Genomic DNA, 25,277 nt, shown 5'->3' with positions numbered 1-25,277 from the left:
TTTGCGCCAAATCAAGAACGTTGTGTGCAAAGGATCCAAGGCACTCCGTAGAAGCGGCTCACCATGCTTGATGACGCCATGCCTGATGACAATGAGCCACGTGTGGAACAGACCGACCTTTCAGGCGGTCGAAACAGCGACCTTGATCGCCTCCACCGAATGCTTGACGTAATCCTTGCTTATTTCGCCCACGAGTTTCGCGCTCAAAGACGCCTGGTAGTGCTTGCGCATTTCACCAAGCGTGCGTGGATCGGCGATCACCAGTACATGCTGCCATGTTTCATTGTGGGCCTCACGATTGAGATACCTCGCAATCGATGCGGCAAAATCGTCTTCATCCAACCGCGACTGGTCCGGATTGGCGCTAGAACTTCGATGCCTGCCGCCGGATCCGGCATGAGCGATTTCAAGGACTGGACCTTCGACTTCGAAAAGTTCGAGTTGCGGTTCGTGTCCCTTGGTGTGGAAGAGCCGCAGGCTCTCGCCATCGGTAACCGCGACAAGAGTGTGATTATTGAGGATCATGTGTTTCTCCACGGGAGCTAGCGTGCGCCTTTTGCCGAGCAGGAAAGCCCGGATCGAGTTGCATCGCCTTGACCCTGATCAAAGTTTGGCAAGGCCATGACCTCGCCCGTTGCTCTCAGCGGCTTTAAATGCCGCGATAACGGCAGTGGCGCCGTGGCCTTCCCTCAGCGAAGTCGCACCGCCGGCCAGGCCGGTAACCTGAGGAAGTCCTTCAAGCTCGCCTTTGCGTAGGCCTCGCAGAAGACCATGTAGCGGTCGTCGGCCCGGCAGGGCTGTCCACCGACAAGTCCACGGTAAGCGCGCGCACCGCATCGGGTGGCTGCGAGTGCAGCAATTAGCCTCCGAACGGCGGTTCTTGGTGATGTCTTTGCATCAAGCAACGCAACTCGAACTCGGCACCGTCCCTCGAGCCACCCTCCCTGATCGAACAATGCAATATTCATCGTCGACGTCGCATTCGATCGCCACGAACAGGCCGATTTTTCCCGATTGTTATTATGCCAAGATCCGGCTCGCGAGGACTGTTCCCCGATAGAATGCTGGCGCGATCATGTGGCCATAGGCCCGACGTTCAGTGCGACACCAGCACCGGCAACGAGAATTGCTGCATCAGGGATTTCGTCATCCCGCCAAATAGGGCTTCGCGGAACCGAGAATGACTGTATGCCCCGGCCACGATAAGATCTGCCTCTTCCAATGCACGAGAGGCAAACAGCGCCTCGATCGGCGCTAGGTCGCCGGTGTTGGACCACTTGTCGATGGCGATCTTGATCCCATGGGCGAGCAGATGCTCACGGAGCATCTCGACGTCCGCATCCTCCTGGTCGGCCAGTGGATCGAACGCAAAAGCCGTCACTTTCTGCGCAAGGGCAAGGATTGGCATGGCGTCGTGCACGACGCGCGTAGCCTGAGCGCTGGGCGACCACGCGATTACGACCTGCCGGCCGATGGGCCCCGGCTTCCAGCTTTGCGGCAGCACTATCATCGGTACTCCCGCCGACATCAGGACCTGCTCCGGCACTCCGGGGAGAACCTTGCCAGAAGCCTCGGGGTTTGGCTGTGTTGCGATCAGCAAATCCGCATAATGCGCGTAGAAGTTCTTCCATCCCACCGCATCCCGATCAGCAATCTTGAAACGAACTGGCACGCCAGAGTCCTCGGCGCCGGCATGGAACGTGTCCGAAAGCGATTTGGCGCGCTCGGCCCATTCTCCCTCAAAGGCGGCAGCCGCATTGACGTCAACACCCGTCAGTCTCGCGCCATGGGCTCGTGCTAGAGAAAAGGCAAACTCCAGCCGCGTCCTGTTGTCCGTAGAACCGTCGAGAAAGACCAGAATATCTTTATAGCTCATCGATTTCCTCCCACGCCTCGAGCCGTCTCAGCCGGCACGCATCTAAGCGCCGGACATTCGGAAGCGCCTTGAGTTGGATCAAAGAGTTGGATCAAATCTCTTTGGTTGGACCGCACCTGGATTGGCGGACAAACACCGGCAGCAGGCCAGATAGCTATCCTGCCGCTCCGGGCGGCCCGGTGCCGACCTCGCAATATGATCTTGACATCGTATCGTGGATTCTAACACGAGACTCAACGCGCCGGAGCTTGCACCAATCACAATAGTGGCAACTGAGTAACCTGTTGGCGCTGCGAACTCTCCAGCAATGACGGTGAGTTGCTGTTCGTTCGCAAACTGCCCTGACGTCAGGTGGGGCACAACGTTAGGCCATTTTCCGCCATACGGCAGTGATTGTGGGAACATGTTCCAAATCGCCAAGATAGCCAAGATAAGTTGCCGAAATGGCTCTCATCAGGCTGTGGAGGCATTACAAAACCAGTGCGGGAAGCCGTTGGATGTCTGTCAGCGAGAATCGTATCGGCTCGCTAGCTAGGAAGCATTTGCGCAGCATGCCGAGCGTCGCGTCATCGATCTCGTCAGGTGACTTTAAAGGGATAAAGCAAGGTGATGTGGGCGGGAATGCCCTCGGCGGCCGAAGGGTCGTACCTATCGCGGAACGATCTGACGAGGGCCTCCGATTGGGGAACTAACATAACCAAGGCGGATTCGTGAAACGACATGGAGTTCAGTATCCATCGAAATGCGAGGTAAGGATACGATCTCCACTAGAAATCCCACAGTGGTTCGCGGCCGGCCGCGATCAGATGCGCCGACCGGTCTTGGCGTCGAATAGATGCGCCGAGGCGCGGTCAACCTCGATCGGCACGTCTTCGCCCTGCTTCAGCGCGAGCCGCTCGCGGAAGAGACAGGAGATCGCTTCCCCGCCGCAGTCGACCGTGGCAAAGATTTCTGAGCCGGTGGCCTCCAGCAGCGTCACTGTGCCGGACAGGCCGCCCTGGCCTGTCGCCCGGATATGTTCCGGGCGAATGCCATAGATCACTTCCCTTCCCGCCGCCTCGGCCGGCCGGATGCCTTCCGGCAGCGGGAGCGTCAGTCCGCCGGCGCTTCGGAAGATGCCTTCCTCGACGCGGCCGTGGATCAAGTTCATGGCCGGCGAACCGATGAAGCCGGCGACGAACAGATTGGCCGGACGGTCGTAGAGGTCGAGCGGCCCTCCGACCTGCTCGACCAGGCCGTCATGCAGCACGACGATCTTGTCGGCCATGGTCATGGCCTCGATCTGGTCGTGCGTGACATAGATGGTGGTGGTGCCGAGCCGCCGATGCAGTGCCTTGATCTCGCCGCGCATCTGGACGCGCAGCTTGGCGTCGAGGTTGCTGAGCGGCTCGTCGAACAGGAAGACCTGCGGATCGCGAACGATGGCGCGCCCCATGGCGACGCGCTGCCGCTGACCACCGGAAAGCTGGCGCGGATAGCGGTCGAGCAGCTTTTCTAGGCCGAGAATGTTCGCCGCGCGCTTGACCCGGCTTGCGGTGTCGGTCGGATCGGCTTTCTTGATCCTGAGAGCGAAGCCCATGTTTTCGGCCACCGTCATATGCGGGTAGAGCGCATAGTTCTGGAATACCATGGCGATGTTGCGGTCGCGCGCCCTCAGATTGTTGACGACGCGCTCGCCGATCGCGATCTTGCCGCCCGAGATCGTTTCGAGCCCGGCGATCATTCTGAGCAGCGTCGACTTTCCGCAGCCCGACGGACCGACCAGGATGACGAACTCGCCATCGGCGATATCCACGCTCACATCATGGATGATCCGAGTAGCTCCGAACGCCTTCTGCACATTGCCGATGCTTACTGATGCCATTTGATGTCTCCACGAAAAGAGTATGACGGCCGGGGCGCTCAGCCGCCCTTGACCGCACCAGCGGTGAGCCCGGCGACGATCTGCCGTTGCGCGAACAAAGTCAGGACCAGCACTGGCAGCGTCACCACTAGGGCCGCGGCGGCGAGCGGACCCCAGCTCACCTGCTCATAGGAAAGCATGTTGTAGACCGCGACCGGCAATGTCCGCGTCTCGCGGCTGGCGAGCACCACGCCGAAGACGAAGTTGTTCCATGAAAAGATGATCGACAGGATGAACGCCACCACGATGCCGGGCTTGGCGATCGGCAGCGCGACCAGCCGGAACACCTGCCAGGATGAGGCGCCGTCGATATTGGCCGCCTCTTCCAACTCCATCGGCGTTGTTTCGAAATAGCCGATCATCACCCAGACCACGATCGGCACGGTCACCACCAGATGGATGATGATCTGCGGCCACAGCGTGCCGAGGATACCCAGCCACTGGAACAGCAGGAACAGCGGGATGAGATAGGAAAGCCCGGGCGTCATGCGGGCGATCATGATGACGACCGCCGACCGTTCGGCCTTGAGCCTGGCGATGCCGTAGCCTGCCGGCACGCCGATCAGCAGCGCCAGCAGCGTAGCCGTGCCGGTGACCAGAACCGAATTCCACATATAGAGCAGGAAGTCGTTCTCCTGGAACACCTTGGCGTAGTTTGACCAGGTGAAGCGCTCGGGGATCAGGATCGGCGGATAGGCGCCGTTGTCGATCTCAAATTTCAGCGACAGCGAGATCATCCAGAGGAAGAACAGGATCGCCGGTGACACCAGCACCAGCGCAGCGAAGAAAAGACCGACCTTGTTGAGCAGCCGTGAACTCATCTATTTGCCCTCCGCGTCGATCCATTGCGATCGCTGGCGCAGCATCAGGAGGATGAAGGACAGGGCGACGATGATGATGAAGAACACGACCGCCATGGCCGAGCCGTAGCCCATGTCGTAATAGGAAAAGGCGGTGTTGTAGAGATAGATGTTGATCGTCTCGGAGGCGGTTCCAGGCCCGCCCTGGGTCATCGCGTAGATGATGTCGAAACTCTTGAGCGCGTCGATCGTGCGGATGATGACGGCGATCATCAAAAACGGCGCTATCATCGGCAAGGTCAGATAGCGGAACTGCTGCCAGGCATTGGCGCCGTCGATCTCCGCGCTCTCGAAGGGCTCGCGCGGCACCGACGCCAACCCGCCCAGCACGATCAGCATCACCAGCGGCGTCCATTGCCAGGTCTCCACCGCGACCAGCGAAGGGATGACGGTGTTGACGTTGAATATCCATTCCTGCGCCGGGATGCCGACCAACGACAGAAGGTAGTTGAGCACGCCGAGCTGCGGATGAAACATCATCGTCCAGACCAGCGCCACGGCAACGGGCGTGGCCATCATCGGCATCACGAAGACGCCGCGCAGCAGGCCACGCAGCGGAAATTTCGCGTCGAAGATCAAGGCGGCGACGGTGCCGAGGAACATCGGCCCCACCACCGAGAGGAAGGTGTAGGTCAAAGTGTGCCAGAGCGAGTCCCAGAACCGCGGATCGGTCGCCAGGCGCAGGTAGTTTTCCATGCCGGCAAAGCTGCGCGACTGGCCGAGGGTCCAGCTGTTGATGCTCATCCACAGCGTGAAGGCCCAGGGAAAGACGATCACGGCGCCGATGACGACGAGCGCCGGGACGACGAAAGGCCAGTAGTTGGGAGTCAGTCGGACCGGCTGGCTGCCTTCGATGCCTTGCGTCGTCACGCCTGCGCGTTCCGGGGCGATGGCGGACATCAGCCTTGCTCGCTCCTGTCCAGGACCGGCTGGAACTGCTCGGTGGCTTTCTTCAGTTCGTCCGCCGGGTCGGCACCGGCAATCATGTTGGTCAGCGCCACGCCGTAGATGTCGCGGAATTCGGTGACCGGGATGATGACCGGCAGCGCCAGCCGGCTGATGTTGCCGGAGCCTACGACGGCATCGAGCCAGCTTGGCGGCATGGTGACGCCTTCGCGCACCTTGGGGTCTTCCAGCACCGATTTGCGGAATGGCACGCCGGCCCCGGCCTGCAGCAGGCGCGCGCCCATGGCCGGCGACACCGCCCACTGGCAGAACAGGTAAGCCGCTTCCTTCTTCGTGCTGGCGGACGTCACGCCGAGACCATCGCCGAAAGTGCCGGCGGCATGCGCCTTCGGGCCTTTCGGCATGACGCCGTAGCCGACCTTGCCGACCACGCGCGACTTCTCCGGATTCTCCATCGGCGGCGCAAAGCCAACGCCGTCGAACCACATGCCGATCTTGCCCTGCAGGAACGCAGACTGCGCCTCGGCCCAGTTGAAGCCGGTGACGCCGGGAGGCGCGGCCTTCGTCATCAGCCGCTGGTAGAGGCTGGCGGCCTCGACCGCCTCCTGCGAAGTGGTGCGCAGCTTGCCGTCGCTGCCGAGCGGCATCGCGTCGTAGCCGAGCATCAGCGACGTCCACACTGGCGTGTTGGCGTTCTTGAGGCCGCGGGCGACGAAGCCGAACGTGTTGCTCGACGGATCCGTCAACGCCTCGGCGGCCGCCACCAGCTGCTCGAAGCTTTCCGGATATTTCAGCCCCTTGGCGTCGAATAACTCCTTGTTCCAGTAGAGGATCCAGTAATCGACCGAGAACGGCAGCGAGCGCAGCACGCCCTGGCCGTCCTTGGCGAACTGCATGCCGGCCTCGGCGAAGTCGCTCTCGACCAGTCCTGGATCGGTGAGGCCCGGATCGGCAAAATAACCGGAAATGTCGGCCAGCCAGCCGCCCCTCTCGAACTGCCGCTTCTGCACATGATAGCTCAGATGCACGACGTCGAAGCTGGGCTTGCCGGAGCTGAGCTCGATCACCGTCTTCTGGCGCTGCTGCTGCTCAGGCGTCGCCTCCGCATTGACCTTGATACCGGTCAGTTCCTCGAACTCGGCGAGATTCTTCAGGATGGTGTCGCTGCGCGGGCTCTTGACCAGATTGACGTCGAGCGTCGTGCCGGCAAAGCGCTTCCAGTCGACGCCTGCGGCGAAGCCGGGTCGAAGACCAGCAAGGCCGGCGGCGGCGAGCGCTGCGGTTCCCTGGAGAAGCTGCCTCCTGGTTGGGCTGAATGGATTGGACGACATTTCTTCCTCCCGGTTGCTGTCGTTATCGATTGCGCCGCATCCGTTGCGGCGCGTTCCTGCTTCCTCAAATCTGCAGCGCCAGCCGGCGCGCGTTGTCGATATGCTGGCTGATTGCCTCGACCGCCTTCTGCGGATCGCGCTTCTCCAGCGCATCGATCACCGCCAGATGCTCGCGCATGACCGGCACGACACGGCCGTCGATGCGGAACCGCTCCTGGTGGATGAGCCGGATCTTCACCGAATTGACTAGGTAGGCTTTGGCGATGATCTCGTTGTCCAGCGCGCTGATGAACGTGTCATGCATGGCCCAGTCGATGCTCTGGGCCTTGGCTTCCATTTCCGGCGTTGCGGTCTGCGCCAGCGCTTGGGCGAGCATCTCCTCATGCTCGCGCCTGAGACGCGCAAGCTCGGCGTCGGAAGCGTTGACGGCGAACAACGCGACCGCCTCGCGTTCCATGAACAAACGGAACTGGAAGGCCTCCCGGATCAGGCTGATGTCGATATGCGCGATCTGCATGCCGCGCTGCGGAATGGTTGTCAGCAGCCCTTCAGCCTCGAGTCGCGGCACGATCTCGCGGATCGCGCCAAGCGGCAGGCCGGTGAAGGCGACCAGCTCGCGCTGCGATACGAACTGGCCTGGCTTGAGGTCGCGGGCCAGCAGATGCCGCGTGAAGCTGGCATAGGCCTTTTCCCTCAGGGTTGCCGGTTCGCTCGTGTCGTCCATCTCGGTGCACTTCTTTCGCCGGTCAGGCTGCCTTCGTCGCGAACAGCCTGTCGTAAGCGGCGCCAAGCTGCTGCCGTTCCTGCAATGCCACCGGCTCGAGCGGCGGCCGGACCGTCAGCCAGCGCTCGTCGCCAGTCTGTCGTGCCACCATGGCCTTCACCGCCGGAATGACTGGATGCCCAAGCAGTTCGAGGACGAAGCTCTCCACACGGGAATCGTCGCGCCCGCTCTCGATGATGGTGCGAAGCTCGCCGGCGGCGAAATTGGCCATGCCGGAAATCGCGCCTTGACCGCCGATCCGCACCGCCGGCGCCAGATGCCGTTCATCGCCGATCAGGATGATCAGGTCGCCATGCGCCTTGAGCAGAGCCTCGCTGTATGCCCAGTCGCCACCCGAATCCTTGACCCCGGCCACCACGCCCGGATACGCCTCGCGCAACCGGCCGATCAGGTCGAGCGACAGCCTGACCGTTGTGACCGAGGGGATGTTGTAGAGCAGTACGCCGCGGGCGAGCGGACCGAGCGTGGTAAACACCGCGGCAAACCAACCGAACAGCCCGTCGTCGCCGACATTCTTGAAATAGCTCGGCGGCGCGAGCAGGATGTTGCGAGCGGCGCGCTGCAAGGCCTGGCGAGACTGCTCCGCGGCATCCTCCACCGCATCGACCAGCACGCCCGCGACGAGTTCATCGGGCCGGATGCCTGCAGCAAGCATGGCATCGATCACCGCTTGCCGTTCCGCAGTGCCGACGGAAGCACCTTCGCCAGTGGTTCCGAACAGCGTAACGCTGCTGCAGCCGGCATCGAGACAAGTCCGGGCATGCGCGGTCATGAGCGGGATCGCAATCCGCCCCGTTGCGTCGAAAGGCGTTGTGAGGGCAACAGATAGACCAAAGCGCGACGCCACTGCAAAGTCTCCAATTCATCAATCTGTACGCAGCTGTATCACACTAACATGTTAGTTGCAAACTGCGCTGCTGTCGGTGCTACAGGCAATCCGGCGCGGTCCGGCCGTCTCATGATCGGCGTGGGCACAAAGCAGGGTTAGCGCGCGTTCCGTCGTTCCTGGTCTGCATCGACTCTCATCCGCCGAAGCGGATATCCTTGTCTCAATTGGCGTCCGTCAGTACGCCGGCGCCTGGGGTTTGAAAATCGGATGTATCGTCCAGCGACGCGCACCGAGAAGGCTGAGTGCTTGCGGTTTTCGCGCCAAACGGCATCAGCCCCGTCTACAGTCGGAACACTGATGAGGGACACGTCATGAGCCACGTCGGGTGCATGATGGCCGCTGCGCTCAGCTGCACACGAGCGGCATTGCTACAGCCTCGTCGCCGTGACTAATATTCGTCATCTGACATAGCCATAGGGCATCCTCATCCTGACGCCTCAGGTTCGATGATGCACCATCACACTCGGGGCCTACACACCTAGACCGTCCCGCCGAGCTCGTCCGAGAGTTCCTGCAATTCCTTGTCGCCGGCCATCATGGTCTGCAGTTCATCGAGTTGAATCTCTGACCTTCGGAACGTGCCCATCGTGCGACCCCGGTTCAGGACCGTGAAGCTGTCGCCGACCGCGTAGGCGTGACGGACATTGTGGGTGATGAATATGACGCCAAGACCGCGCTGACGTACCTGTCGGACGTATTTCAGCACCATCGAGGTCTGCGCCACGCCAAGGGCCGAGGTCGGTTCGTCTAGGATCAGCACCTTCGCGCCGAAATAAACCGCCCTGGCTATCGCCACGCATTGGCGTTCGCCGCCGGACAAGGTGCCGACAGCCTGCTGGGGATCGCGGATGTCTATGCCGATCTTTTTCATTTCGTCACGCGCCACCCGATCCGCAAATTTCTGATCCATGAAGGCCAGCGGTCCGAATTTGCGAACCGGCTCGCGCCCCATGAAGAAGTTCCGGGTGATCGAGAGCAGCGGGATCATGGCCAGATCCTGGTAGACCGTGGCGACCCCGGAATCGAGCGCTTGGCGCGGACTTGAAAACGTCACCGCCTCGCCATCGACGGCAAAGTCCCCTGTGGTGGGTTGGTAGACCCCGGAGAGAGTCTTGATCAACGTCGACTTGCCAGCCCCATTGTCGCCCAGCAGGCAATGAACTTCGCCGGCCCGGACAGTCAGGGATACGCCCGCCAGGGCCACCACCGGCCCGAAATGCTTGACCAGATTGTGGACCTCGATCAGCGGCCGGTTGTCGGCGGGCATGCCGGAACCGTTGGCTTTTATGGTGCTCAGCATTTCACCTCTCTCCGGTGACCCGACGACGGATCACGTTGTTGAAGAGCACCGCGATCAGCAGCATGGTGCCGAGAAACACGCGGAACCAGTCGTTCGGCACGCCGGTAAACAGAATGCCCATCTGCACCACGCCAAAGATTAGTGCGCCGAAACAAGCCCCGACGATCGAGCCGTAACCGCCGGTCAGCAGACAGCCGCCGATGACCGCGGCAATGATTGCCTCGAACTCCTTCAACAAACCGCGATCAGAGGCGGCCGAACCGAATTCGAAAACCTGCGCGGCGGCATAGACCGTGGCGCAGAAGGCGGTAAACATGAACAGCGAGATTTTGACCATGGCAACCGGAACGCCAACATTGCGGGCGGCGTTGGCGTCGCCACCTGCCGCGAAGATCCAGTTGCCGAAGCGCATCCTGGTCAGCACCACATGCGCGACGGCGGCCAGGCCGAGCGCCCAAACAATTACCATGGGAATTCCGCGTACGACCGGTTCGCCATTAGCCAGGCGGCCGATGGTGCCCATATCGGCGAACCAACCAAACAATCCTGTGCCTATCACCCCGGAAAACAACCAGGGCACGACACTGCCTTCGGCGACTTCCTTGACGCCGCTGACGATGGTGCGGTTGGTGAACAAGATCGACAGGGCGATCGTAAATCCACGCAGAATGTATAGCGTTGCGAGCGTCACGATAAAGGACGGAAGCCGCGTCCGCATCACGATCCAGCCGTTCAGAAATCCCACGGTGAGGGCGCCGACGAAGGCGAACAGGGTACTGGCGGCGGCCGACCAACCGAAATAGACCATCGGGATCGAGATCATCATGCCGGCAAAGCCGATCATGGAGCCGACCGAAAGATCAAACTCGCCACCGACCATCAGCAGCGCCGCACCGACCGCGATGATCGTCAACTGCGCGCTGACGGTGGTCCAGTTCAGGATGCCATCCGCGGCGAACATGCCGGTATTGCCGGCCGTGATGCCGAAGAATACGAAGACCAGCAGCACACCGGCAAAGGCACCGAGTTCCGGGCGGGAAATAATGCGCCGCAAGGATGATTGACGCATCAGCCGCTCGTCGCGTTCCTTGCGAAATGTCTTCATGGCACCGGGCATATTTTCACTGTCGGCCATGCCCCCTCCAGAAAGGCTGCGCACGAATGGAACAGGCGCCTCCGGCGCACGTTCGCATCCTGGTTCAGCGTCCAAGCCTCCGTCGGCCGAATTATCGATATTCACCGGCCAACCTCTCAACCAGTCCGATATTCGCCTTGGTGATAAACCCCGGCCCGGTGTTGACATTGTTGGCGGGGATCACGCCGTAGCGAGCGTATTCGGTGAGCAACACCACCGGCAGGTACCCTTGCAGATAGGGCTGCTGGTCGATGGCGGATTCTATAATGCCGTCCTTGATCGCGGTGGAGATCCCGGAATCGAGATCAAAGGTGATGAAGCTTTTGTAGTTGCCGGACGAACCCGTGTCGCGCAGCAACTTGATCGTGGGATCGGCCGAGGTCGGCCCCAGGGTGAGGATACCATCGGTATCGGGATGAGCCGTCAGATAGGCCTTCACCTTGTTATAGGCCTCGATCGGGTCAGTGCCGGAATCCAGCATATGATCGCCCAGGGGCACGCCGAGACCATCGGCGTAGCCTTGGCAACGCTGCACCGAAGCGTTGTTGGTGATGTACTCATTGACGCACAGGAACCTGGCGACGCCAGCGGCCTTGGCTCGTTCGCCCGCACCCTTGCCCGCGTCGTATTCCGGCTGGCCGATATGCATCAGCGCGCCCAGCTTCTTGGATTCCTCGGCGGTTCCCGAATTGACGGTGATCACGGGAATTCCCTTGGCGACGGCGCCCTTCACCGCCGCCTCCAGCACGCCGTAGTCGGCGACCGTGGTGATGATGCCGGTCGGATTGGAGGCCGCCGCTTGCTCGACAATCCGGGCCATCTCGGCGATGTCGCCGGTGGATGGATTCCGGTACTCGACTTTCACGCCCAGATCCTTCTCGGCGTTCTTCAGCCCGTTCTTGACGGTGTTCCACCAAGAGTCCGAATCGGGCGCATGGCTGACGAACACGAACCGCTCGCCTTCGGCCCGGGCCGATAGGCTGGCCCCGATTAGTGGCAAAGCACAGACTGCGGCAGTCAGTAGAACGCGAATTAGTCCGGCTTTCATTTTCATGGTTCTCCAAAGGGATTTATCGTGTTTCAAAATCCTCGTCCTTGATGCGCGAGCCTATTCGCCAGTCGCGCGCCAATTTGGTCGGCTACCGGCCCGCTTGGCGGATGATTTCCATTTTCGGAAACAGAGCCGCCCTGGCGAAGACAGCTCTCCCGGAGTGGCGATCCTGCACCTTCATCGATCGAAGCGTCAAAGCGGCGCCGGCTCCAGCCCCTGTTATTTTCAGAATGTGTACGTTTACATTAGTGAGTACGTCGGCGAATTTGTCAACTGCCGCATCAGAAATGTATGAATTCGTTGAGGCTGCGATCGTGACGAGCCGCTGGAGGGACCTCACAACGGGCGATGAAGCAGGAAGTATTCACCCCCACCCCTTACTTCGAAGGGCGCCTATCGTCGGTTCCTAGGATCGGCCCCAGGTGGTCTACAACGGATTCTGGCCAAACTATCGGAGCTTCGGCATCATAGTTTGCCGCAGATAAACATTGAGGGTAACGCTGAATGATCGACAACCCGCAGTTTCGCAAACCCACCATCAGGGACGTAGCAAGAGAGAGCGGCGTCTCCATCGCGACGGTAACCAGGGTTCTGCAGAAATCACCCAAGGTTACCAAAGAAACCAAGAACAAGATCGAGAATGCGATTCAGCGCCTGAACTATCGTCCGGACTCGCTTGCTCGCGCGCTTGTGATGCGCGAGAGCAAGATACTTGGCCTGATGGTACCGACCAGTTCAGACCAGTACTGGGGGGAAGTTGCCGCCGGCGTCGAAGCACGGGGGCGAGAACTCGGCTACCAGATTCTGCTGGGCAACACAGGCCGCGATCCTGCTCGAGAGCGCGAATTGGCGGAACACTTTCTGAGCCACAGGGTCAATGGGCTGATCGTTGGAGGCGCGTCACAGGCAAGCCAAGGCTGGCTTCGCGATCTCAGCCCTGCCATCAAGACCGTATTGGTGGGCTGGGACGCCGGAACTGTCGAAAGCGATACGCCCCACATTACGCCCGCATTGATTGGAGGCTGGAAAGCCGTATCGGGATCGAGCCTCGATTTGGTCGGGCCGGACCTGGGTGCCGAAGTCCTGTTGACGGATGATCGGGCGGCTGCGAGGCGCATGACGGAGTATCTTGTCCAACTCGGCCACAGGAGGATCACTTTCCTCGGTGGAAGGCTTCTGAGACCCGCTGTGCTGATGTTGGAGGGTATCCAGTCTGCGTTGCAAAGTGCTGGAGCATGGCCATGCCCCATCTGGCGTTCAGACGAAACGTTCGAGGCTGGCCGAGCCACTGCTAGAGAGCTTTTGAGCCGACCGGATCGTCCCAGTGCGATCTTTGCTTACAATGACGTGCTGGCGATCGGCGCGATGAGGGGTGCGCGCGAGATTGGATTGTCGATCCCAAACGACATTACGGTGGTGGGTTTCGACGACATCGAGGCAGCCAGTTTCGTGGAGCCTCCTCTGACCACCGTCCGTTCTCCCAAGCGCGAGTTCGGAGCGCGAGCCGTGGACTATTTGCTGAGTGCCGAAACCAGCCTCCCGGATTTTTCCCCCCAGTTTGAGCTTGTCATTCGCTCTTCCAGTTCAGGTCCCGCGAGATAGAAAGCGATACCGGGAGTTCGCTGTTGGCGGCCTGAACAGGAGACCCGCCACGCGAACAGAAGGTTTGCTGTCCCACAACCGAAGTCGCGGCCATTTCATTTTGCGCTTCTTCTCTCGCCTTCCCATCTCGCAAGTGAGACGCAGGCGGGTGCGTCCTGCGGCGATGGTCTTCCCGTTGGCTCGCCGGGACATCGGCGTTTGCACCATTGACAGCTTGGTCAGACGGGGATATCTGGCAAATGTAAACGTACACATTATCAAAAAACAGCGTATTTGCGCGTCATCAACATTGTTCAGCAGGGAGGATACGTATGAACCAGCCGGAGCGCATAGACACCCCATGGCCGGTGCCGCATAGGGGTTCGAAGGAGTTGTTCGAACGGGCGCAAAAAGTAATTCCGGGCGGAGTAATGGGCCAAGGCCGCTTCGCAAAGCCCCATCCGCTCTACATGACCAAGGCGCAGGGTGCCCGCATGTGGGATGTCGACGGCAACGAATACATCGATTTCCATTGTGCATTCGGCGCGGTGCTTCTCGGCCACAACGATCCTCGTCTGCGCACGGTAATCGACCGCACCCTGGATCAGCATGGTGTCGCGTTCTCGGCCGCGCATCCGCTGGAATCGGAATTGGCCGAGCGGATCATCAAACATGTCCCTTCGGCCGAAAAGGTGATCTTTTGCTGCACGGGTTCGGAAGCGACGTATCATGCCATCAGGCGTTCGCGGGCCCATACCGGCCGGAACAAGATCCTGAAGTTCGAAGGCGCCTATCACGGATGGCACGACTATGTTCAGTGGAGCGTCCACTTCGATCCCGCCGAAGCCGGTTCCCCGGAAGCGCCAAAGCCCGTCCAGGAATCGGCCGGAATGATCCGCGCCGCTGAAGAGGGACTGCTGACCTGCGGCTACAGCGACACAAAGACGCTTCGGGATATCTTCGCAAAACATGGAGCCGACATCGCGGCGGTGATCGTCGAGCCCATATACCACAATGCCGGCGTGGTCATGCCGGCTCCGGACTTCCTGTCCGAGATTCGCAGGCTGTGCGACGACAACAAATCGGTTCTGATCTTCGATGAGGTCATCACCGGATTCCGGGTCGGCCTTGGCGGCGCCCAAGCGCAATGCGGCATCACACCTGACCTGACGACCATGGGCAAGGCCTTTGCAAACGGCATGCCCATTTCAGCGATCGCCGGAAAGGCCGAGATCATGAACGGTTTCGCGCCGCTTGGTAAAACCTTCTTTTCCGGAACCTTCTATGGCCATGTGCTGAATGTGGCGGTCGCGAGCGGCTGCATCGAAATCCTCGAAAATGATCCGCCTTATGAGTATTTGGATAGTCTGGGCAAACGCCTGAAGGCTGGCATTCAGGCGGCAATCGACCAGACTGGCGTCCCCGCAACCGTTGGGCAGCATGGGTCGGTATGGGCGCTCTACTTCACCCGTCGAGGTCTGGCCAACTATCGCGACATGGCCAGCTTCGCGCAGACGAAAGAACATCCGATCCACTCGTCGTTTCAAAGATGGATGCTTGAAAGCGGGATATACATCCATCCTCACTTCATCATTCGCGGCTACCTCAATGCCGCACACACCGAGGCGGATGTGGATCATTTGGTCGACGCGACCAGACGTTATTTCATAGCTCATAAAGAAGATCTCACAGAACTTTGAAATCAAATACCGGAAAGCCTGCTTGGCATGTCTGCAGGCCTCCCATTAACGCGGTGGTCCCAAGCGCCCAGAACGAAAGTCGCAAAGGCGGTGTTCTTGAGCTCCTGCGGGATAGGAAGAGTCGAGTTCGCTCGGCCCCTCCAAGATCAGGCCTTGGCCTGATCCAGAAGTGGGTGAATTCCTCGTCGGCGATCACAACGTTGTGCTGCGGCGCCGCACAGGCGTCGGTCCTGACGTCGGCGATGAATTCCTTGAAGGCTAAGACCCGCTGCAGCCGCTCGTATGCCGCGACAGTTCACTTTTGCCGGTGCCGGGCTGCTTGCCGCCAGGGACATCGGCAACCTGGATTTCCCCGAACCACGGCAGACAGGCCCGGCCGGGCCGGATCAGCTTGTCGCCGTCAATCATCACCACCTCGGCGAACATACGGTGGATGTCCATCCCAATGACCTGCATGGCCTCCTCCTCGTTCTGATCGGAAGCGTGCGGGCAACACGGCAACCACGGATTCGCGCTCGCAGCGCATCCGGGCGGACCGCAGGGGCGGCCAAATAGCGGCTCGGGCTCTCAGCCCATGGTTTAGGTCGTCGGCCTGCCCGCACTCTCGTGCTTCCGACGCCCCGGAAGCGGTTTTGGAACACGGACAGGGACGGCGCTGCATCAACGTCACAGATCGAGAACGAGGACCGCGATCGGCTTCTTGAACTGCTACGGGTTCGCCTCGAAGATATCGAATCGTATCCAGCCTTCCTGAAGCGCGGCGCAGCGAGAATACCAGGGCGGACGTGTTGCTCATAAGCCATGCCGGCAAGAACCTGCCTATCGAGGCCAACGTCACTACAATAGGGAGCGATGGTCGGCGCCGTTGGAACAACTGGCCGGCTACGCCGCTGACGCGGCGCCGATGGATTCGGAATGTATCTAGTCTTTTGGTTCGGCACTGAGTTCCCGCTCCCCGGTCGCAGCGACGGGCAAGCACTTCCATCGGACACTGAGGCGCTAGAGACGATGCTTCGAAACGATATTACGCCGCGGTTGCAGGACAAGATGGCGATCATCGTGCTGGACGTTTCTCGCCCAGCGGCGATGGTCGCGGCTCAGGCCCGGCGCGATCAGAAAATCGCAAAACGCAAAAACCGCCCCGGTCAGACCGGGACGGTTATTGATTTATGATAGAATTGGTTGCGGGGACAGGATTTGGCTTCTCTGTCCCGCCGCGTCGGCTTCGCCTCCTTGCGGGCCTCTGATGAGAGTTCAAATCGACCGACCCTCACAGCCAAAATAGCAAAACGGCCAGCACAAGGCGGGCCGTTTTGCTATTTGGTTGCGGGGATGGGCGGCACGCCGGAAAACGCCGGCGCGTCCTACAACCTTAATCAGGGATCGTGCACCCTGGCTATCCCGTCATCACCTTGCTCAATGGAAATGCGCCGATTGCCCGGACCCGGAGGCCGCGATACGCTCGTGACCTTCACATCCTCCAAGCGATCTCGATCCAAAGCTGCTTCGCCGTTCGATCTTTTGACTTTCCAATTGATCGATAATCATCCCCGACATCGTGTTCTCCAGTGAACAAGAGGCCAGGCATATTCCTGGCGCTCTCGCTCTGCCGGCGCTGAAGATCAGTTGTACATGTTAACGTTGTAGGTAAATGTACATGTCGGATAGTCGGTAGTGATAGTGCCAGCCGAACAAGTTGGACTAGAGCCAGTGCCGTCGCTTTTGATGAACGTCGCCTTGAAAGATCCTGGCTCGCATCCGGGACCTGGCCAAGTGCTCGATGGCCCGTATGCACTCACCGACACTTGGCACGATTTGTAAACACCAGCCGTAGAGTCATAATAGCGATAGCGGGCAATCATGCTTCGAATGTAATCGGTCGAAGTGGCCGTGTTCTTCACCTGACCAGTCGATCCAGTATTGATCGTCGGAAAAGTACAGCCTCCGGAGGGCGTGCATGAACTTTGCGACAGATTGATTGTTTTTCCTGTGCCATTATACCAGTTGACCGTGATCGTGTCGGCAGCAAGCGCCGCCGTGGCAGAGACCATTGCCAAACACATCAAGACCATTGGGCCAACAAAGCGAATCATCTCAGCTTCCTCTCGTTGTCATGAGACCTAAGAAAATCACCTCAGAAAGCAGAAGAGGTGCGTTCTTCGCCTACCAGGTCACGTAGTAATCCAGGCCATCGATCGACCCCACGCCTTGACGCACACCCGCCGCGGCCTGAGCGTCATAGAAGCTCCGGTTAATCGTGTCCCAGCCGGCGCCACCAATCAGGCTGCCATCTTTGAACATATCGTACTGAATCGTCTCGTAGCCGAGGTCCTTGACGTCGCTGGCTCTTTGTATCTTCACCTTGCCGCTGGCGAGCGCTTCATTGAAACCGTCGAGGCCGGTCCAAGCGTCCTTTACGTAGGACATCACGGTCTTCTGGAACTCTGCATCGTTGACCACCGGTTTCTGCACCCGTGTAGCACTATCAGTTCCAAGTGACCGCAGGCGCTCTGCATGTTCGGCCGGCAGGTCCGAAAGTTGCGAACCCCGTACCAGCTGCCCGATTTTCAGGATCGCGTCCGATACAGCGGGCGACAGCCGCGCGCTTGTCTTCGGATCAATGCTCGATGTACCCGCCGGCTGTATAGCCTGGCTTACATCGGTGCGGGATTTGATCAGATTGAGCGTGGCAAGCGCAGTCGCCGCACTCGCGTTGACAGACACCATCTTTGGCTCCCCAGACATTTGCCGCCCGTCATAGGCGATTGATGTCAACGCGTGACGACTTCATGTGACACAAACTTAGGTTTCGCGCACAGTCAATAAAAAATCATTAATTTCCAGTGTTGATAGACAGATTCGACTTGTGACGCCACGAAATAATTTAACAAAAAGATCGAAGTAAGTTAAAGACAACTGATATTAAAGTTTAGGCAGCGACAATATTAGGCATTTCTAAATTTACCCCATTGAGGAGTCCCATTGAGGAGTATTGTGAGTGCTCACCCTGCAGGATGTTTCGAAGGAGTATCGATCCAGCCGCGCGAGAACACCCGTGCTAGCAGGTATCTCCCTTTCAATAGCGGCGGGAGAACTTTGCGCGCTCACCGGTCCTTCCGGCTCCGGCAAGTCGACGCTGATGAACCTGATCGGCCTACTGGATCGTCCGACCGCCGGCGAAATCAAGATCGATGCTAGCCCCGTTCAGCATCTGACTTCGGACGAACTCGCCGCCAAGCGCAATCAGGCGCTTGGCTTTGTCTTTCAGTCCTTTCATCTGCTGCCGCATCTATCGGCACTCGACAATGTAGCCTTGCCGCTACTTTATCGCGGGATTTCGTTGGGCGAGCGCCGTAAGCAAGCTGCGTCGGTGTTGCAACACGTCGGCCTGGCACAACGAACGTCACATCGACCTGATGAGCTTTCGGGCGGCCAGTGTCAACGGGTCGCGATTGCGCGGGCGCTGGTGACCCGCCCACGTCTGCTGCTCGCCGACGAGCCGACCGGCAATCTCGACAGCAAGTCGGCTGAAGACATCATGTCGTTGTTCCTTGAACTCAATGCAGAGCTTTCGGTGACAAGTATCATCGTCACGCATGACCCTTCTATCGCTGCGCGCTGCCCGCGAAGAATAGTCCTTCGCGATGGCCGCGTTTTCGACGACAACCGGGGAGAGTTGAGAAGCTACGCGTCATGAGCGTCCTCCGACACCGAATCTTCTTACAGATCATCGCGGATGCCCTTCGCGATCTTCGATCCATCAGAGCGAGGGCCGTTCTCGCCCTGATCGGAGTTGCAATTGGCACAGCAGCCGTGATCGCCATGTTGCACGTGGGCTACAACGCTAAGATTGCAGCCCTCCGGCAATTCGAGACATTGGGTGTCGATCTTCTCGCCATTTTCCCCAGCGCAGGCGAACCAGGTTCAGGACAGACGATGACGCTCGATGCGGTGCTGGCCCTCCCCGCTACCCAAATCGGCATTGGCAAGGTCGCAGCAGTTGTGCAAAGCGGGGTTCAGCTACGGGCGGGACGCGACAATATTCCTGTGACAGTTCTTGCCGCGACCAAGGATCTCTATGGACTGACGAAGGCCCGCCTAAAGGAGGGCCGTTTCCCAACAGACATCGACGGGTTTGCCCCTTATGCGGCAATCGGCGTGGGTATCGCCGCTACGTTTGAAGCTTCTGCGGGAAAATCCATTGCCGTGGGCGATACCATAGTGGCATCGGGGCAGATCTTGACTGTCATTGGTTTGCTTCAACCCGCCGAACCGAACGTGATCCTCAATGTGGACCTGGACAATGCCATTGTGATGCCATTCCTGTCCGCGCGAAGATTCGTGTCCAGCCCGGCGATTACCAATGTCGCTGCGCGATTGTCCCCTGGCGCTGACGACATCAAAACCGCGGCGAGGGTGCAAACCTATTTCGAGCAGCACATGCATGGCGGATCGGTGAACGTTCAGACCGCCCGCCAGATTATCCGGTCCCTGGAGAGCCAAATGCGGATTTATGCCCTTTTGTTGCTTGGCATCGGCACGGTCTCACTTGTCGTCGGCGGCGTAGGCGTCATGAACGTGATGCTGATGAGTGTTATGGAGCGCCGGCAGGAGATCGGGCTTCGCCGAGCACTTGGAGCGCGGCGCAGGGACATCCGCCTGATGTTCTTGACCGAAGCGTTTTGCCTCTCGCTGGTTGGCAGCGTTGCCGGCGTTGCGATCGGTTATGTTGGAGGCTGGTTTTTTGCGATCGGCGCGGGCTGGCGTTTCGAGCCTGCTCCGACCGCGATCCCGCTCGGGCTTGCGATGGCCTTTCTCGTTGGACTCTTCTTCGGTATCTATCCCGCATCCCGTGCCGCGCGCCTTGATCCTATCGTCGCACTCCGGGCCGGATAGCGAGGCGGCGGAGCCAATGGAGCGCGTGCAGCACAGGACGACACGAGCCTTTCGCGTACTGACGTTCAGCCTCGTTGCCTGCTCGGTCCTGATGCTCCAGCCAAATGACATCCGGGCGGCCCAAAAGATTCCAGTTCCCACCCCAAGGCCCGATCAGGAACGAACGCCGCCTAAAAATGAGATGCCATCGGCCTCCGCAGCCGGTACGGCCCTGTTCTCGGGGGTCAAGCTTTCTCTCGATGATGCCGTCTTTCTCGGGTTGAGAAACAACAGAACGATCAGAAGCGCCTATATCGACCGGACTTCACAAAAGTTCGGACTGCGTGTTGCAGAAGATCGCTTCACGCCCCAGTTCGGCATCTCCGGAAACGTCACCCGCCAACGCATCTTCGGCGTCGATTCAACCACCATTGAGGTCACCCCTGGCGTCTCGCTTCTGACCAAAACCGGAGCCTCGCTCGATTTCGCGTGGAATACGACAGCTAGTTGGCAGGATGGCGCCAATGAATTCAGTTCGGCCGCACAGATCGGGATCGAACAGCCCCTGCTGCGTGGCGCCGGTTTTGACGTGAATATGGCTCCGGTAAAATCGGCGCGGCTCGGTGAACTCGTCCACAAGCTACGGCTTAAGGCGACTGTGTCGGAAACCGTCGCGACGATCATTCTCGCTCATCGCGCCCTTCTCGCCTCCCAACAGGAACTACAGCTAGCACAGGCCGCCGTCGATCGGTCGCAAGACCTGTTGACGATAACCAATGCCCTCATCACGGCGGGGCGGATTGCGCCGATGGAGGCGATCCAGGCGCAAGCGGACATCGAAAGGCAAAAACTGAGGGTCCTGCAGGCCAAACAGACGGTTGAAACCAATCGGCTTAGCCTCCTTGATCTTCTGGCGCTTGATCTCGGTGCAAAGATCGTTGCCGTCGAAAACATCGATTCGAAAAAGGTCAACACTAGCATTGCGAGATTGCTGCCGATCGCCCTTTCCGAGCGGTATGACTATATGGGCCAAGTGTATGTCATTGAGCAGAATCGTCTCGGAATAACATTGGCAAAGAACGAACAGCTTTGGGATGTCTCTCTTTACGCGCAGGCCCGGTTGGGCGGCCAACGCGGCGAGGGAATAGGTTCCAATAGCATTGCCGATGGCGCCGCAGGCCTACGGTTCACTATTCCCATCAACGATCTAAGTCGCCAGCAACAACTGGTCGATGCGACTGCCTCGTATCAGAACGCCGAATTGCAATTGGAAGCCATCAGATCAGGAATCGAGATGCAGGTGCGCGGCACCGCTTCCCAAGTCAATCTTCTGTGGCAGCAGCTTGCCATTGCAGAAAAGGCGAGCGAGCTTGCGTTGCAGGCCGTCGTGATCGAAAAAGCCAAGCTCAACGCCGGCCGGTCCACGACATTCCAAGTGCGCTCGCTCGAAGACAGCCTGCGCGAAAGCGAAAGTCAGCTGCTCAACGCCAGGATCGGTTATTTGAACGCACTGACCCAACTCGACATGCAATTGGGCACAACGCTTGCCACCTGGCACATTGATCTGAAGGATTGACGGATGGCGGCCGTCCTTGGAAGTCCGGAAAAGAGCGATCGATGGGAGCCCTTGGCGTCAATCGGTGTATCGCCGCGTGAACCGGAGACAACGACTGAGAACCGGCCTGCACGTAGTTTGGCGGTCGCCGGCACGTTAACGGGAATTGTAGTGATCGCGACCGCCATATGGTTCTGGCAATGGAGCGGCGGTATTCCAACCGAAGTGCCGTTGCAGGACATGGGTCAGGCGCCCACCCTAACTGTACGCCCGCAACCGATTTCGGCCGATCTGAACATCCTCGGAACAATCGGGCCTGCGCGCTCGGTTACTGTTGCGGCTCCGTTCGATGGGGTTATCAGTGAAAAACGGGTTCAGATCGGCGACACCGTCAAGGTCGGTGACATCCTTCTGACGCTGGACGCGAGCGATATCACAAGTCAATACAGGACAGCGCAATCCGCCGCTCTGAAGGCTCAGATGGCCGTTCAAAGCATGCAACGGTGGGAAAGCAGTTCCGACGTTATGCGAGCAAAGCGCATACTTGAGGCATCGGAGGCAAGCCTTGCTACTCTCGACCGCCAGATTCAGGAGGTCAAAGGACTGTTCGATCAAGGAATTGTTTCTCGCAACGAATACGAAGGCATCGTGCAGCAGCGGGATACTCAACAGGTTCAGGTCGAGAGCAACCGCCAGGATCTGCAGGCAATCCTTGACCGTGGTGACGCCGACAATCGCCAACTCCTCAATCTCGACCTCCAAAATGCCGCTGACAAACTTAACGAACTAAAGCAGAAGCTTTCTGGCGCCACTATCGCGGCCGTTGTCTCTGGCGTCCTGACCAGACCGCCAGCCGACAAGAGCAACGACAAAGTATCCGTCGCGCCTGGTGGACGGGTAGCGCAAGGAACGCCGCTATTCGCTATCGCCGACACGACGAGTTTCATAGCCGTCGGAACGGTCGACGAGGTCGACGTCAACCGGATCAGGGATGGCCAGCCGGTCACCATCTCCAGCGATGCCGTTTCAGGCGCAAGCCTTACGGGCAGGATCGTGGCGGTTAGCTCAGAGGCAACACAGCAGGTCTTTGGACAGACACCTTCATTCGAAGTGCAGGTCTCCTTCTTACCGCAAACCGAAGCTCAGCGCAGAGCGATAAAGCTGGGAATGTCCGCAAGAATGTCGGTCCAAGTCTACACCAATCCTTCCGCGATCGTCATTCCACCAGCAGCGATTTCGAACGATGCGGCGGGCGCAAGGATCGCAGTGCTCCGTAATGGCAAGATCGAGGTCGTTTCCGTATCGCTTGGCGAGACCTTTCCGGCCGGAGTGGAAATCGTTTCCGGTCTGGAACCAGGCCAACAGATTTTGATCAACGGCATGCCCGACAGTATGAAACCGTGAATCTCTGACGCCCGACGTGGGGACCGGTTTTCGGGCGCCGTCCGACTTTGAGCGCTGCCTAAACCCTGTGCGCTACCCCCGTGTCGGCCAGGCCATGGAAGAGGCGTAAGCGGTGTTCTCAGGCCACGGCCTTAAGCTCCGGAGTTGGTTCGCGCCGCTCTACCGCCAATTAGACTAGATAGCGCTCGAAAGGAATGCGAGCCTTCGTGGCAGCGGGGAAAAGGTCGGCGCCATCTCGGTGACGGCGGAGCCTACCGTGAAAGGGGTGTCGTTAGGCTGATGATCAACAACGACGCTTGAGTGGCCTTCCAAACGCAAAAACCGCCCCGGTCAGACCGGGACGGTTATTGATTTATGATAGAATTGGTTGCGGGGACAGGATTTGAACCTGTGACCTTCAGGTTATGAGCCTGACGAGCTACCGGGCTGCTCCACCCCGCGTTACCCGCGGTCGCCGAAGGCGACTGCGATACCCCTAAGCAAGCGTTTGCTTGCTGATCTAAGCAAGCGTTTGCTTGCTGATCTGAGCAAGCGTTTGCTTGCTTTGGACGTAAGCCGAGACCTTGGACAGGATGGCCTACAGATAGGTATATTGCTCACCAAATGAAAGGGCCGCTTGCGCGGCCCGAGATCCCTTGGCGGGCCTTGTCGTGCAGAGAAGATTTCATCACATCGACCCAAAAATCGGCTTTGATTTTTGGAAAGTACGATGTGACCCATAAAACGTGCGTTTGGCAGACCTGGCAGCGACCTACTCTCCCGCGTCTTGAGACGAAGTACCATCAGCGCTGGAGCGTTTCACGGCCGAGTTCGGAATGGGATCGGGTGCAGCCGCTCCGCCATAACCACCAGGTCGGCAAAACGCACGTTGTTCGAGAAGCTGGGTTAGGGATTAGGCAGTAGGCAATAGTGAGCAGAGATGCTGCTCACTATCGGCTGTGCTGTTTGCCCGTCTTTCCGTGCCAAGGCGACATCTACAGTTGGCTTTCGGGCGAGAGCCCGCAAGCGCGACTGCGCGTCGCCGGTTTTCCGGCGCCCTCGCGGAGCGTCCGGCCGAAGGCCGATACGACGCGTGAGCGCTGATTGAACCATCGTGTTTCACGATGGGCATAAGGAATGAGAACGATCAAGCCGATCGAACTATTAGTACCGGTAAGCTTCAAGCGTTGCCGCTCTTCCACACCCGGCCTATCAACGTGGTCGTCTTCCACGGTTCTCAGGGAATACTCGTTTTAAGGTGGGTTTCCCGCTTAGATGCCTTCAGCGGTTATCCCGTCCGGATATAGCTACCCTGCTATGCGGCTGGCGCCACAACAGGTCCACCAGAGATCCGTCCATCCCGGTCCTCTCGTACTAGGGACAGATCCTTTCAATATTCCTACACCCACGGCAGATAGGGACCGAACTGTCTCACGACGTTCTGAACCCAACTCACGTACCGCTTTAAATGGCGAACAGCCATACCCTTGGGACCTGCTCCAGCCCCAGGATGCGATGAGTCGACATCGAGGTGCCAAACAACCCCGTCGATATGGACTCTTGGGGGTCATCAGCCTGTTATCCCCGGCGTACCTTTTATCCGTTGAGCGATGGCCCTTCCACGCGGGACCACCGGATCACTATGACCGACTTTCGTCTCTGCTCGACTTGTCAGTCTCGCAGTCAGGCAGGCTTATGCCATTGCACTCAGCGAACGATTTCCGACCGTTCTGAGCCCACCATCGCGCGCCTCCGTTACTCTTTAGGAGGCGACCGCCCCAGTCAAACTACCCACCATACATTGTCCCGGACCCGGATAACGGGCCGCGGTTAGACATCCATAGTAATAAGGGTGGTATTTCAAGGGTGGCTCCACCTGAGCTGGCGCCCAGGTTTCAAAGCCTACCACCTATCCTACACATGCCACTACGAATGCCAATGTAAAGCTATAGTAAAGGTGCACGGGGTCTTTCCGTCTAACCGCAGGAACCCCGCATCTTCACGGGGAATTCAATTTCACTGAGTCTATGCTGGAGACAGCGGGGAAGTCGTTACGCCATTCGTGCAGGTCGGAACTTACCCGACAAGGAATTTCGCTACCTTAGGACCGTTATAGTTACGGCCGCCGTTTACTGGGGCTTCGATTCA

Annotated in this window: 21 protein-coding genes, 1 tRNA gene and 2 rRNA genes (1 of these 24 only partly in view); 7 read left to right on the top strand and 17 right to left on the bottom strand. The window is 59.1% G+C overall.

The annotated features are described in order from the left end of the window. Positions 1–120 precede the first annotated feature (120 nt). From EB233_RS08395 to EB233_RS08345, 11 genes are all read right to left on the bottom strand, one after another. Positions 121–525, bottom strand: a complete 405-nt coding sequence (locus EB233_RS08395; protein ID WP_155765466.1) for a baeRF12 domain-containing protein — start codon at positions 523–525, stop codon at positions 121–123. Between the two features lie 571 nt (positions 526–1,096). Then, a complete protein-coding gene (locus EB233_RS08390; RefSeq protein WP_064992361.1) occupies positions 1,097–1,876 on the bottom strand; it encodes a universal stress protein in 780 nt (259 codons plus the stop codon). Positions 1,877–2,678: 802 nt separating this feature from the next. Further along, positions 2,679–3,740: an ABC transporter ATP-binding protein gene (locus tag EB233_RS08385; protein WP_064992362.1), complete on the bottom strand. Its 1,062-nt coding sequence runs from the start codon at positions 3,738–3,740 to the stop codon at positions 2,679–2,681. Between the two features lie 38 nt (positions 3,741–3,778). Continuing rightward, a complete protein-coding gene (locus EB233_RS08380; protein ID WP_064992363.1) occupies positions 3,779–4,600 on the bottom strand; it encodes a carbohydrate ABC transporter permease in 822 nt (273 codons plus the stop codon). Beyond that, entirely contained in the window at positions 4,601–5,539 is a 939-nt protein-coding gene (locus EB233_RS08375) for a carbohydrate ABC transporter permease (RefSeq protein WP_064992364.1), read from the bottom strand. Beyond that, the gene (locus EB233_RS08370) at positions 5,539–6,876 is read right to left on the bottom strand and encodes an ABC transporter substrate-binding protein (protein ID WP_064992365.1); all 1,338 of its coding nucleotides are present in this window, start codon (positions 6,874–6,876) and stop codon (positions 5,539–5,541) included. The genes EB233_RS08375 and EB233_RS08370 overlap by 1 nt, the downstream gene beginning before the upstream one ends. 64 nt (positions 6,877–6,940) lie before the next feature. Next, positions 6,941–7,600: a GntR family transcriptional regulator gene (locus tag EB233_RS08365; RefSeq protein WP_064992366.1), complete on the bottom strand. Its 660-nt coding sequence runs from the start codon at positions 7,598–7,600 to the stop codon at positions 6,941–6,943. Positions 7,601–7,622: 22 nt separating this feature from the next. After that, positions 7,623–8,507 carry a dihydrodipicolinate synthase family protein gene (locus EB233_RS08360; RefSeq protein ID WP_064992367.1) on the bottom strand — a complete coding sequence of 295 codons (885 nt, stop codon included), beginning with the start codon at positions 8,505–8,507 and terminating at the stop codon, positions 7,623–7,625. Positions 8,508–9,027: 520 nt separating this feature from the next. Continuing rightward, on the bottom strand, positions 9,028–9,816 hold the full coding sequence (locus EB233_RS08355; RefSeq protein WP_064992490.1) for an ATP-binding cassette domain-containing protein: 789 nt from the start codon (positions 9,814–9,816) through the stop codon (positions 9,028–9,030). Between the two features lie 34 nt (positions 9,817–9,850). Next, entirely contained in the window at positions 9,851–10,954 is a 1,104-nt protein-coding gene (locus tag EB233_RS08350) for an ABC transporter permease (protein ID WP_244277838.1), read from the bottom strand. A gap of 121 nt (positions 10,955–11,075) precedes the next feature. Beyond that, positions 11,076–12,032 (bottom strand): sugar ABC transporter substrate-binding protein, encoded by a 957-nt coding sequence (locus tag EB233_RS08345; protein WP_081294390.1) that lies wholly within the window; start codon positions 12,030–12,032, stop codon positions 11,076–11,078. 507 nt (positions 12,033–12,539) lie between these two features. Between EB233_RS08345 and EB233_RS08340 the strand changes: the two genes are divergently transcribed. After that, positions 12,540–13,637, top strand: a complete 1,098-nt coding sequence (locus EB233_RS08340; RefSeq protein ID WP_064992370.1) for a LacI family DNA-binding transcriptional regulator — start codon at positions 12,540–12,542, stop codon at positions 13,635–13,637. A gap of 311 nt (positions 13,638–13,948) precedes the next feature. After that, on the top strand, positions 13,949–15,316 hold the full coding sequence (locus tag EB233_RS08335; RefSeq protein WP_064992371.1) for an aspartate aminotransferase family protein: 1,368 nt from the start codon (positions 13,949–13,951) through the stop codon (positions 15,314–15,316). Between the two features lie 258 nt (positions 15,317–15,574). Here EB233_RS08335 and EB233_RS08330 read toward each other — a convergent pair whose 3' ends face one another. Beyond that, positions 15,575–15,772: a hypothetical protein gene (locus tag EB233_RS08330; RefSeq protein ID WP_064992372.1), complete on the bottom strand. Its 198-nt coding sequence runs from the start codon at positions 15,770–15,772 to the stop codon at positions 15,575–15,577. A 459-nt stretch (positions 15,773–16,231) separates the two neighbouring features. On the opposite strand from EB233_RS08330, the gene EB233_RS08325 reads away from it, so the two are divergent. Next, positions 16,232–16,489: a hypothetical protein gene (locus EB233_RS08325; RefSeq protein ID WP_064992373.1), complete on the top strand. Its 258-nt coding sequence runs from the start codon at positions 16,232–16,234 to the stop codon at positions 16,487–16,489. Positions 16,490–16,938: 449 nt separating this feature from the next. On the opposite strand, the gene EB233_RS08320 is transcribed toward EB233_RS08325, so the two are convergent. Beyond that, positions 16,939–17,409: a hypothetical protein gene (locus EB233_RS08320; protein WP_155765467.1), complete on the bottom strand. Its 471-nt coding sequence runs from the start codon at positions 17,407–17,409 to the stop codon at positions 16,939–16,941. A gap of 70 nt (positions 17,410–17,479) precedes the next feature. After that, the gene (locus tag EB233_RS08315; RefSeq protein ID WP_155765468.1) at positions 17,480–18,043 is read right to left on the bottom strand and encodes a hypothetical protein; all 564 of its coding nucleotides are present in this window, start codon (positions 18,041–18,043) and stop codon (positions 17,480–17,482) included. A 271-nt stretch (positions 18,044–18,314) separates the two neighbouring features. Here EB233_RS08315 and EB233_RS08310 point away from each other — a divergent pair, with 271 nt between their 5' ends. The 4 genes from EB233_RS08310 to EB233_RS08295 are packed head-to-tail and all read left to right on the top strand — an operon-like array spanning position 18,315 to position 23,150. Beyond that, on the top strand, positions 18,315–19,013 hold the full coding sequence (locus EB233_RS08310; RefSeq protein WP_064992375.1) for an ABC transporter ATP-binding protein: 699 nt from the start codon (positions 18,315–18,317) through the stop codon (positions 19,011–19,013). Then, the gene (locus EB233_RS08305; protein WP_064992376.1) at positions 19,010–20,212 is read left to right on the top strand and encodes an ABC transporter permease; all 1,203 of its coding nucleotides are present in this window, start codon (positions 19,010–19,012) and stop codon (positions 20,210–20,212) included. The genes EB233_RS08310 and EB233_RS08305 overlap by 4 nt, the downstream gene beginning before the upstream one ends. 16 nt (positions 20,213–20,228) lie before the next feature. Continuing rightward, the gene (locus EB233_RS08300; RefSeq protein ID WP_064992491.1) at positions 20,229–21,767 is read left to right on the top strand and encodes a TolC family protein; all 1,539 of its coding nucleotides are present in this window, start codon (positions 20,229–20,231) and stop codon (positions 21,765–21,767) included. A 3-nt stretch (positions 21,768–21,770) separates the two neighbouring features. Beyond that, a complete protein-coding gene (locus EB233_RS08295) occupies positions 21,771–23,150 on the top strand; it encodes an efflux RND transporter periplasmic adaptor subunit (protein ID WP_081294381.1) in 1,380 nt (459 codons plus the stop codon). 364 nt (positions 23,151–23,514) lie between these two features. On the opposite strand, the gene EB233_RS08290 is transcribed toward EB233_RS08295, so the two are convergent. From EB233_RS08290 to EB233_RS08280, 3 genes are all read right to left on the bottom strand, one after another. After that, positions 23,515–23,591 (bottom strand) — tRNA-Met (locus tag EB233_RS08290). 297 nt (positions 23,592–23,888) lie between these two features. Next, positions 23,889–24,003, bottom strand: a 5S ribosomal RNA gene (rrf, locus tag EB233_RS08285). 269 nt (positions 24,004–24,272) lie between these two features. Then, a 23S ribosomal RNA gene (locus EB233_RS08280) occupies positions 24,273–25,277 on the bottom strand; it runs 1,795 nt beyond the window's last position.

Origin of the sequence: Mesorhizobium erdmanii, from assembly GCF_013170725.1 — a bacterium.
Taxonomy (GTDB): domain Bacteria; phylum Pseudomonadota; class Alphaproteobacteria; order Rhizobiales; family Rhizobiaceae; genus Mesorhizobium; species Mesorhizobium erdmanii.
Note: the sequence above shows the minus strand (reverse complement) of the source record. Positions and strands in the feature narration are given on the sequence as shown.

Excerpts from the sequence above, each read along its gene's own strand:
- EB233_RS08375 (WP_064992364.1), bottom strand. The coding sequence starts at position 5,539 with ATGTCCGCCATCGCCCCGGAACGCGCAGGCGTGACGACGCAAGGCATC.
- EB233_RS08305 (WP_064992376.1), top strand. The coding sequence starts at position 19,010 with ATGAGCGTCCTCCGACACCGAATCTTCTTACAGATCATCGCGGATGCC.
- EB233_RS08335 (WP_064992371.1), top strand. The coding sequence starts at position 13,949 with ATGAACCAGCCGGAGCGCATAGACACCCCATGGCCGGTGCCGCATAGG.
- EB233_RS08380 (WP_064992363.1), bottom strand. The coding sequence starts at position 4,600 with ATGAGTTCACGGCTGCTCAACAAGGTCGGTCTTTTCTTCGCTGCGCTG.
- EB233_RS08300 (WP_064992491.1), top strand. The coding sequence starts at position 20,229 with ATGGAGCGCGTGCAGCACAGGACGACACGAGCCTTTCGCGTACTGACG.
- EB233_RS08295 (WP_081294381.1), top strand. The coding sequence starts at position 21,771 with ATGGCGGCCGTCCTTGGAAGTCCGGAAAAGAGCGATCGATGGGAGCCC.
- EB233_RS08395 (WP_155765466.1), bottom strand. The coding sequence starts at position 525 with ATGATCCTCAATAATCACACTCTTGTCGCGGTTACCGATGGCGAGAGC.
- EB233_RS08385 (WP_064992362.1), bottom strand. The coding sequence starts at position 3,740 with ATGGCATCAGTAAGCATCGGCAATGTGCAGAAGGCGTTCGGAGCTACT.
- EB233_RS08340 (WP_064992370.1), top strand. The coding sequence starts at position 12,540 with ATGATCGACAACCCGCAGTTTCGCAAACCCACCATCAGGGACGTAGCA.
- EB233_RS08355 (WP_064992490.1), bottom strand. The coding sequence starts at position 9,816 with ATGCCCGCCGACAACCGGCCGCTGATCGAGGTCCACAATCTGGTCAAG.
- EB233_RS08325 (WP_064992373.1), top strand. The coding sequence starts at position 16,232 with ATGTATCTAGTCTTTTGGTTCGGCACTGAGTTCCCGCTCCCCGGTCGC.
- EB233_RS08370 (WP_064992365.1), bottom strand. The coding sequence starts at position 6,876 with ATGTCGTCCAATCCATTCAGCCCAACCAGGAGGCAGCTTCTCCAGGGA.
- EB233_RS08350 (WP_244277838.1), bottom strand. The coding sequence starts at position 10,954 with ATGAAGACATTTCGCAAGGAACGCGACGAGCGGCTGATGCGTCAATCA.
- EB233_RS08365 (WP_064992366.1), bottom strand. The coding sequence starts at position 7,600 with ATGGACGACACGAGCGAACCGGCAACCCTGAGGGAAAAGGCCTATGCC.
- EB233_RS08390 (WP_064992361.1), bottom strand. The coding sequence starts at position 1,876 with ATGAGCTATAAAGATATTCTGGTCTTTCTCGACGGTTCTACGGACAAC.
- EB233_RS08320 (WP_155765467.1), bottom strand. The coding sequence starts at position 17,409 with ATGATTCGCTTTGTTGGCCCAATGGTCTTGATGTGTTTGGCAATGGTC.
- EB233_RS08345 (WP_081294390.1), bottom strand. The coding sequence starts at position 12,032 with ATGAAAGCCGGACTAATTCGCGTTCTACTGACTGCCGCAGTCTGTGCT.
- EB233_RS08315 (WP_155765468.1), bottom strand. The coding sequence starts at position 18,043 with ATGGTGTCTGTCAACGCGAGTGCGGCGACTGCGCTTGCCACGCTCAAT.
- EB233_RS08330 (WP_064992372.1), bottom strand. The coding sequence starts at position 15,772 with ATGCAGGTCATTGGGATGGACATCCACCGTATGTTCGCCGAGGTGGTG.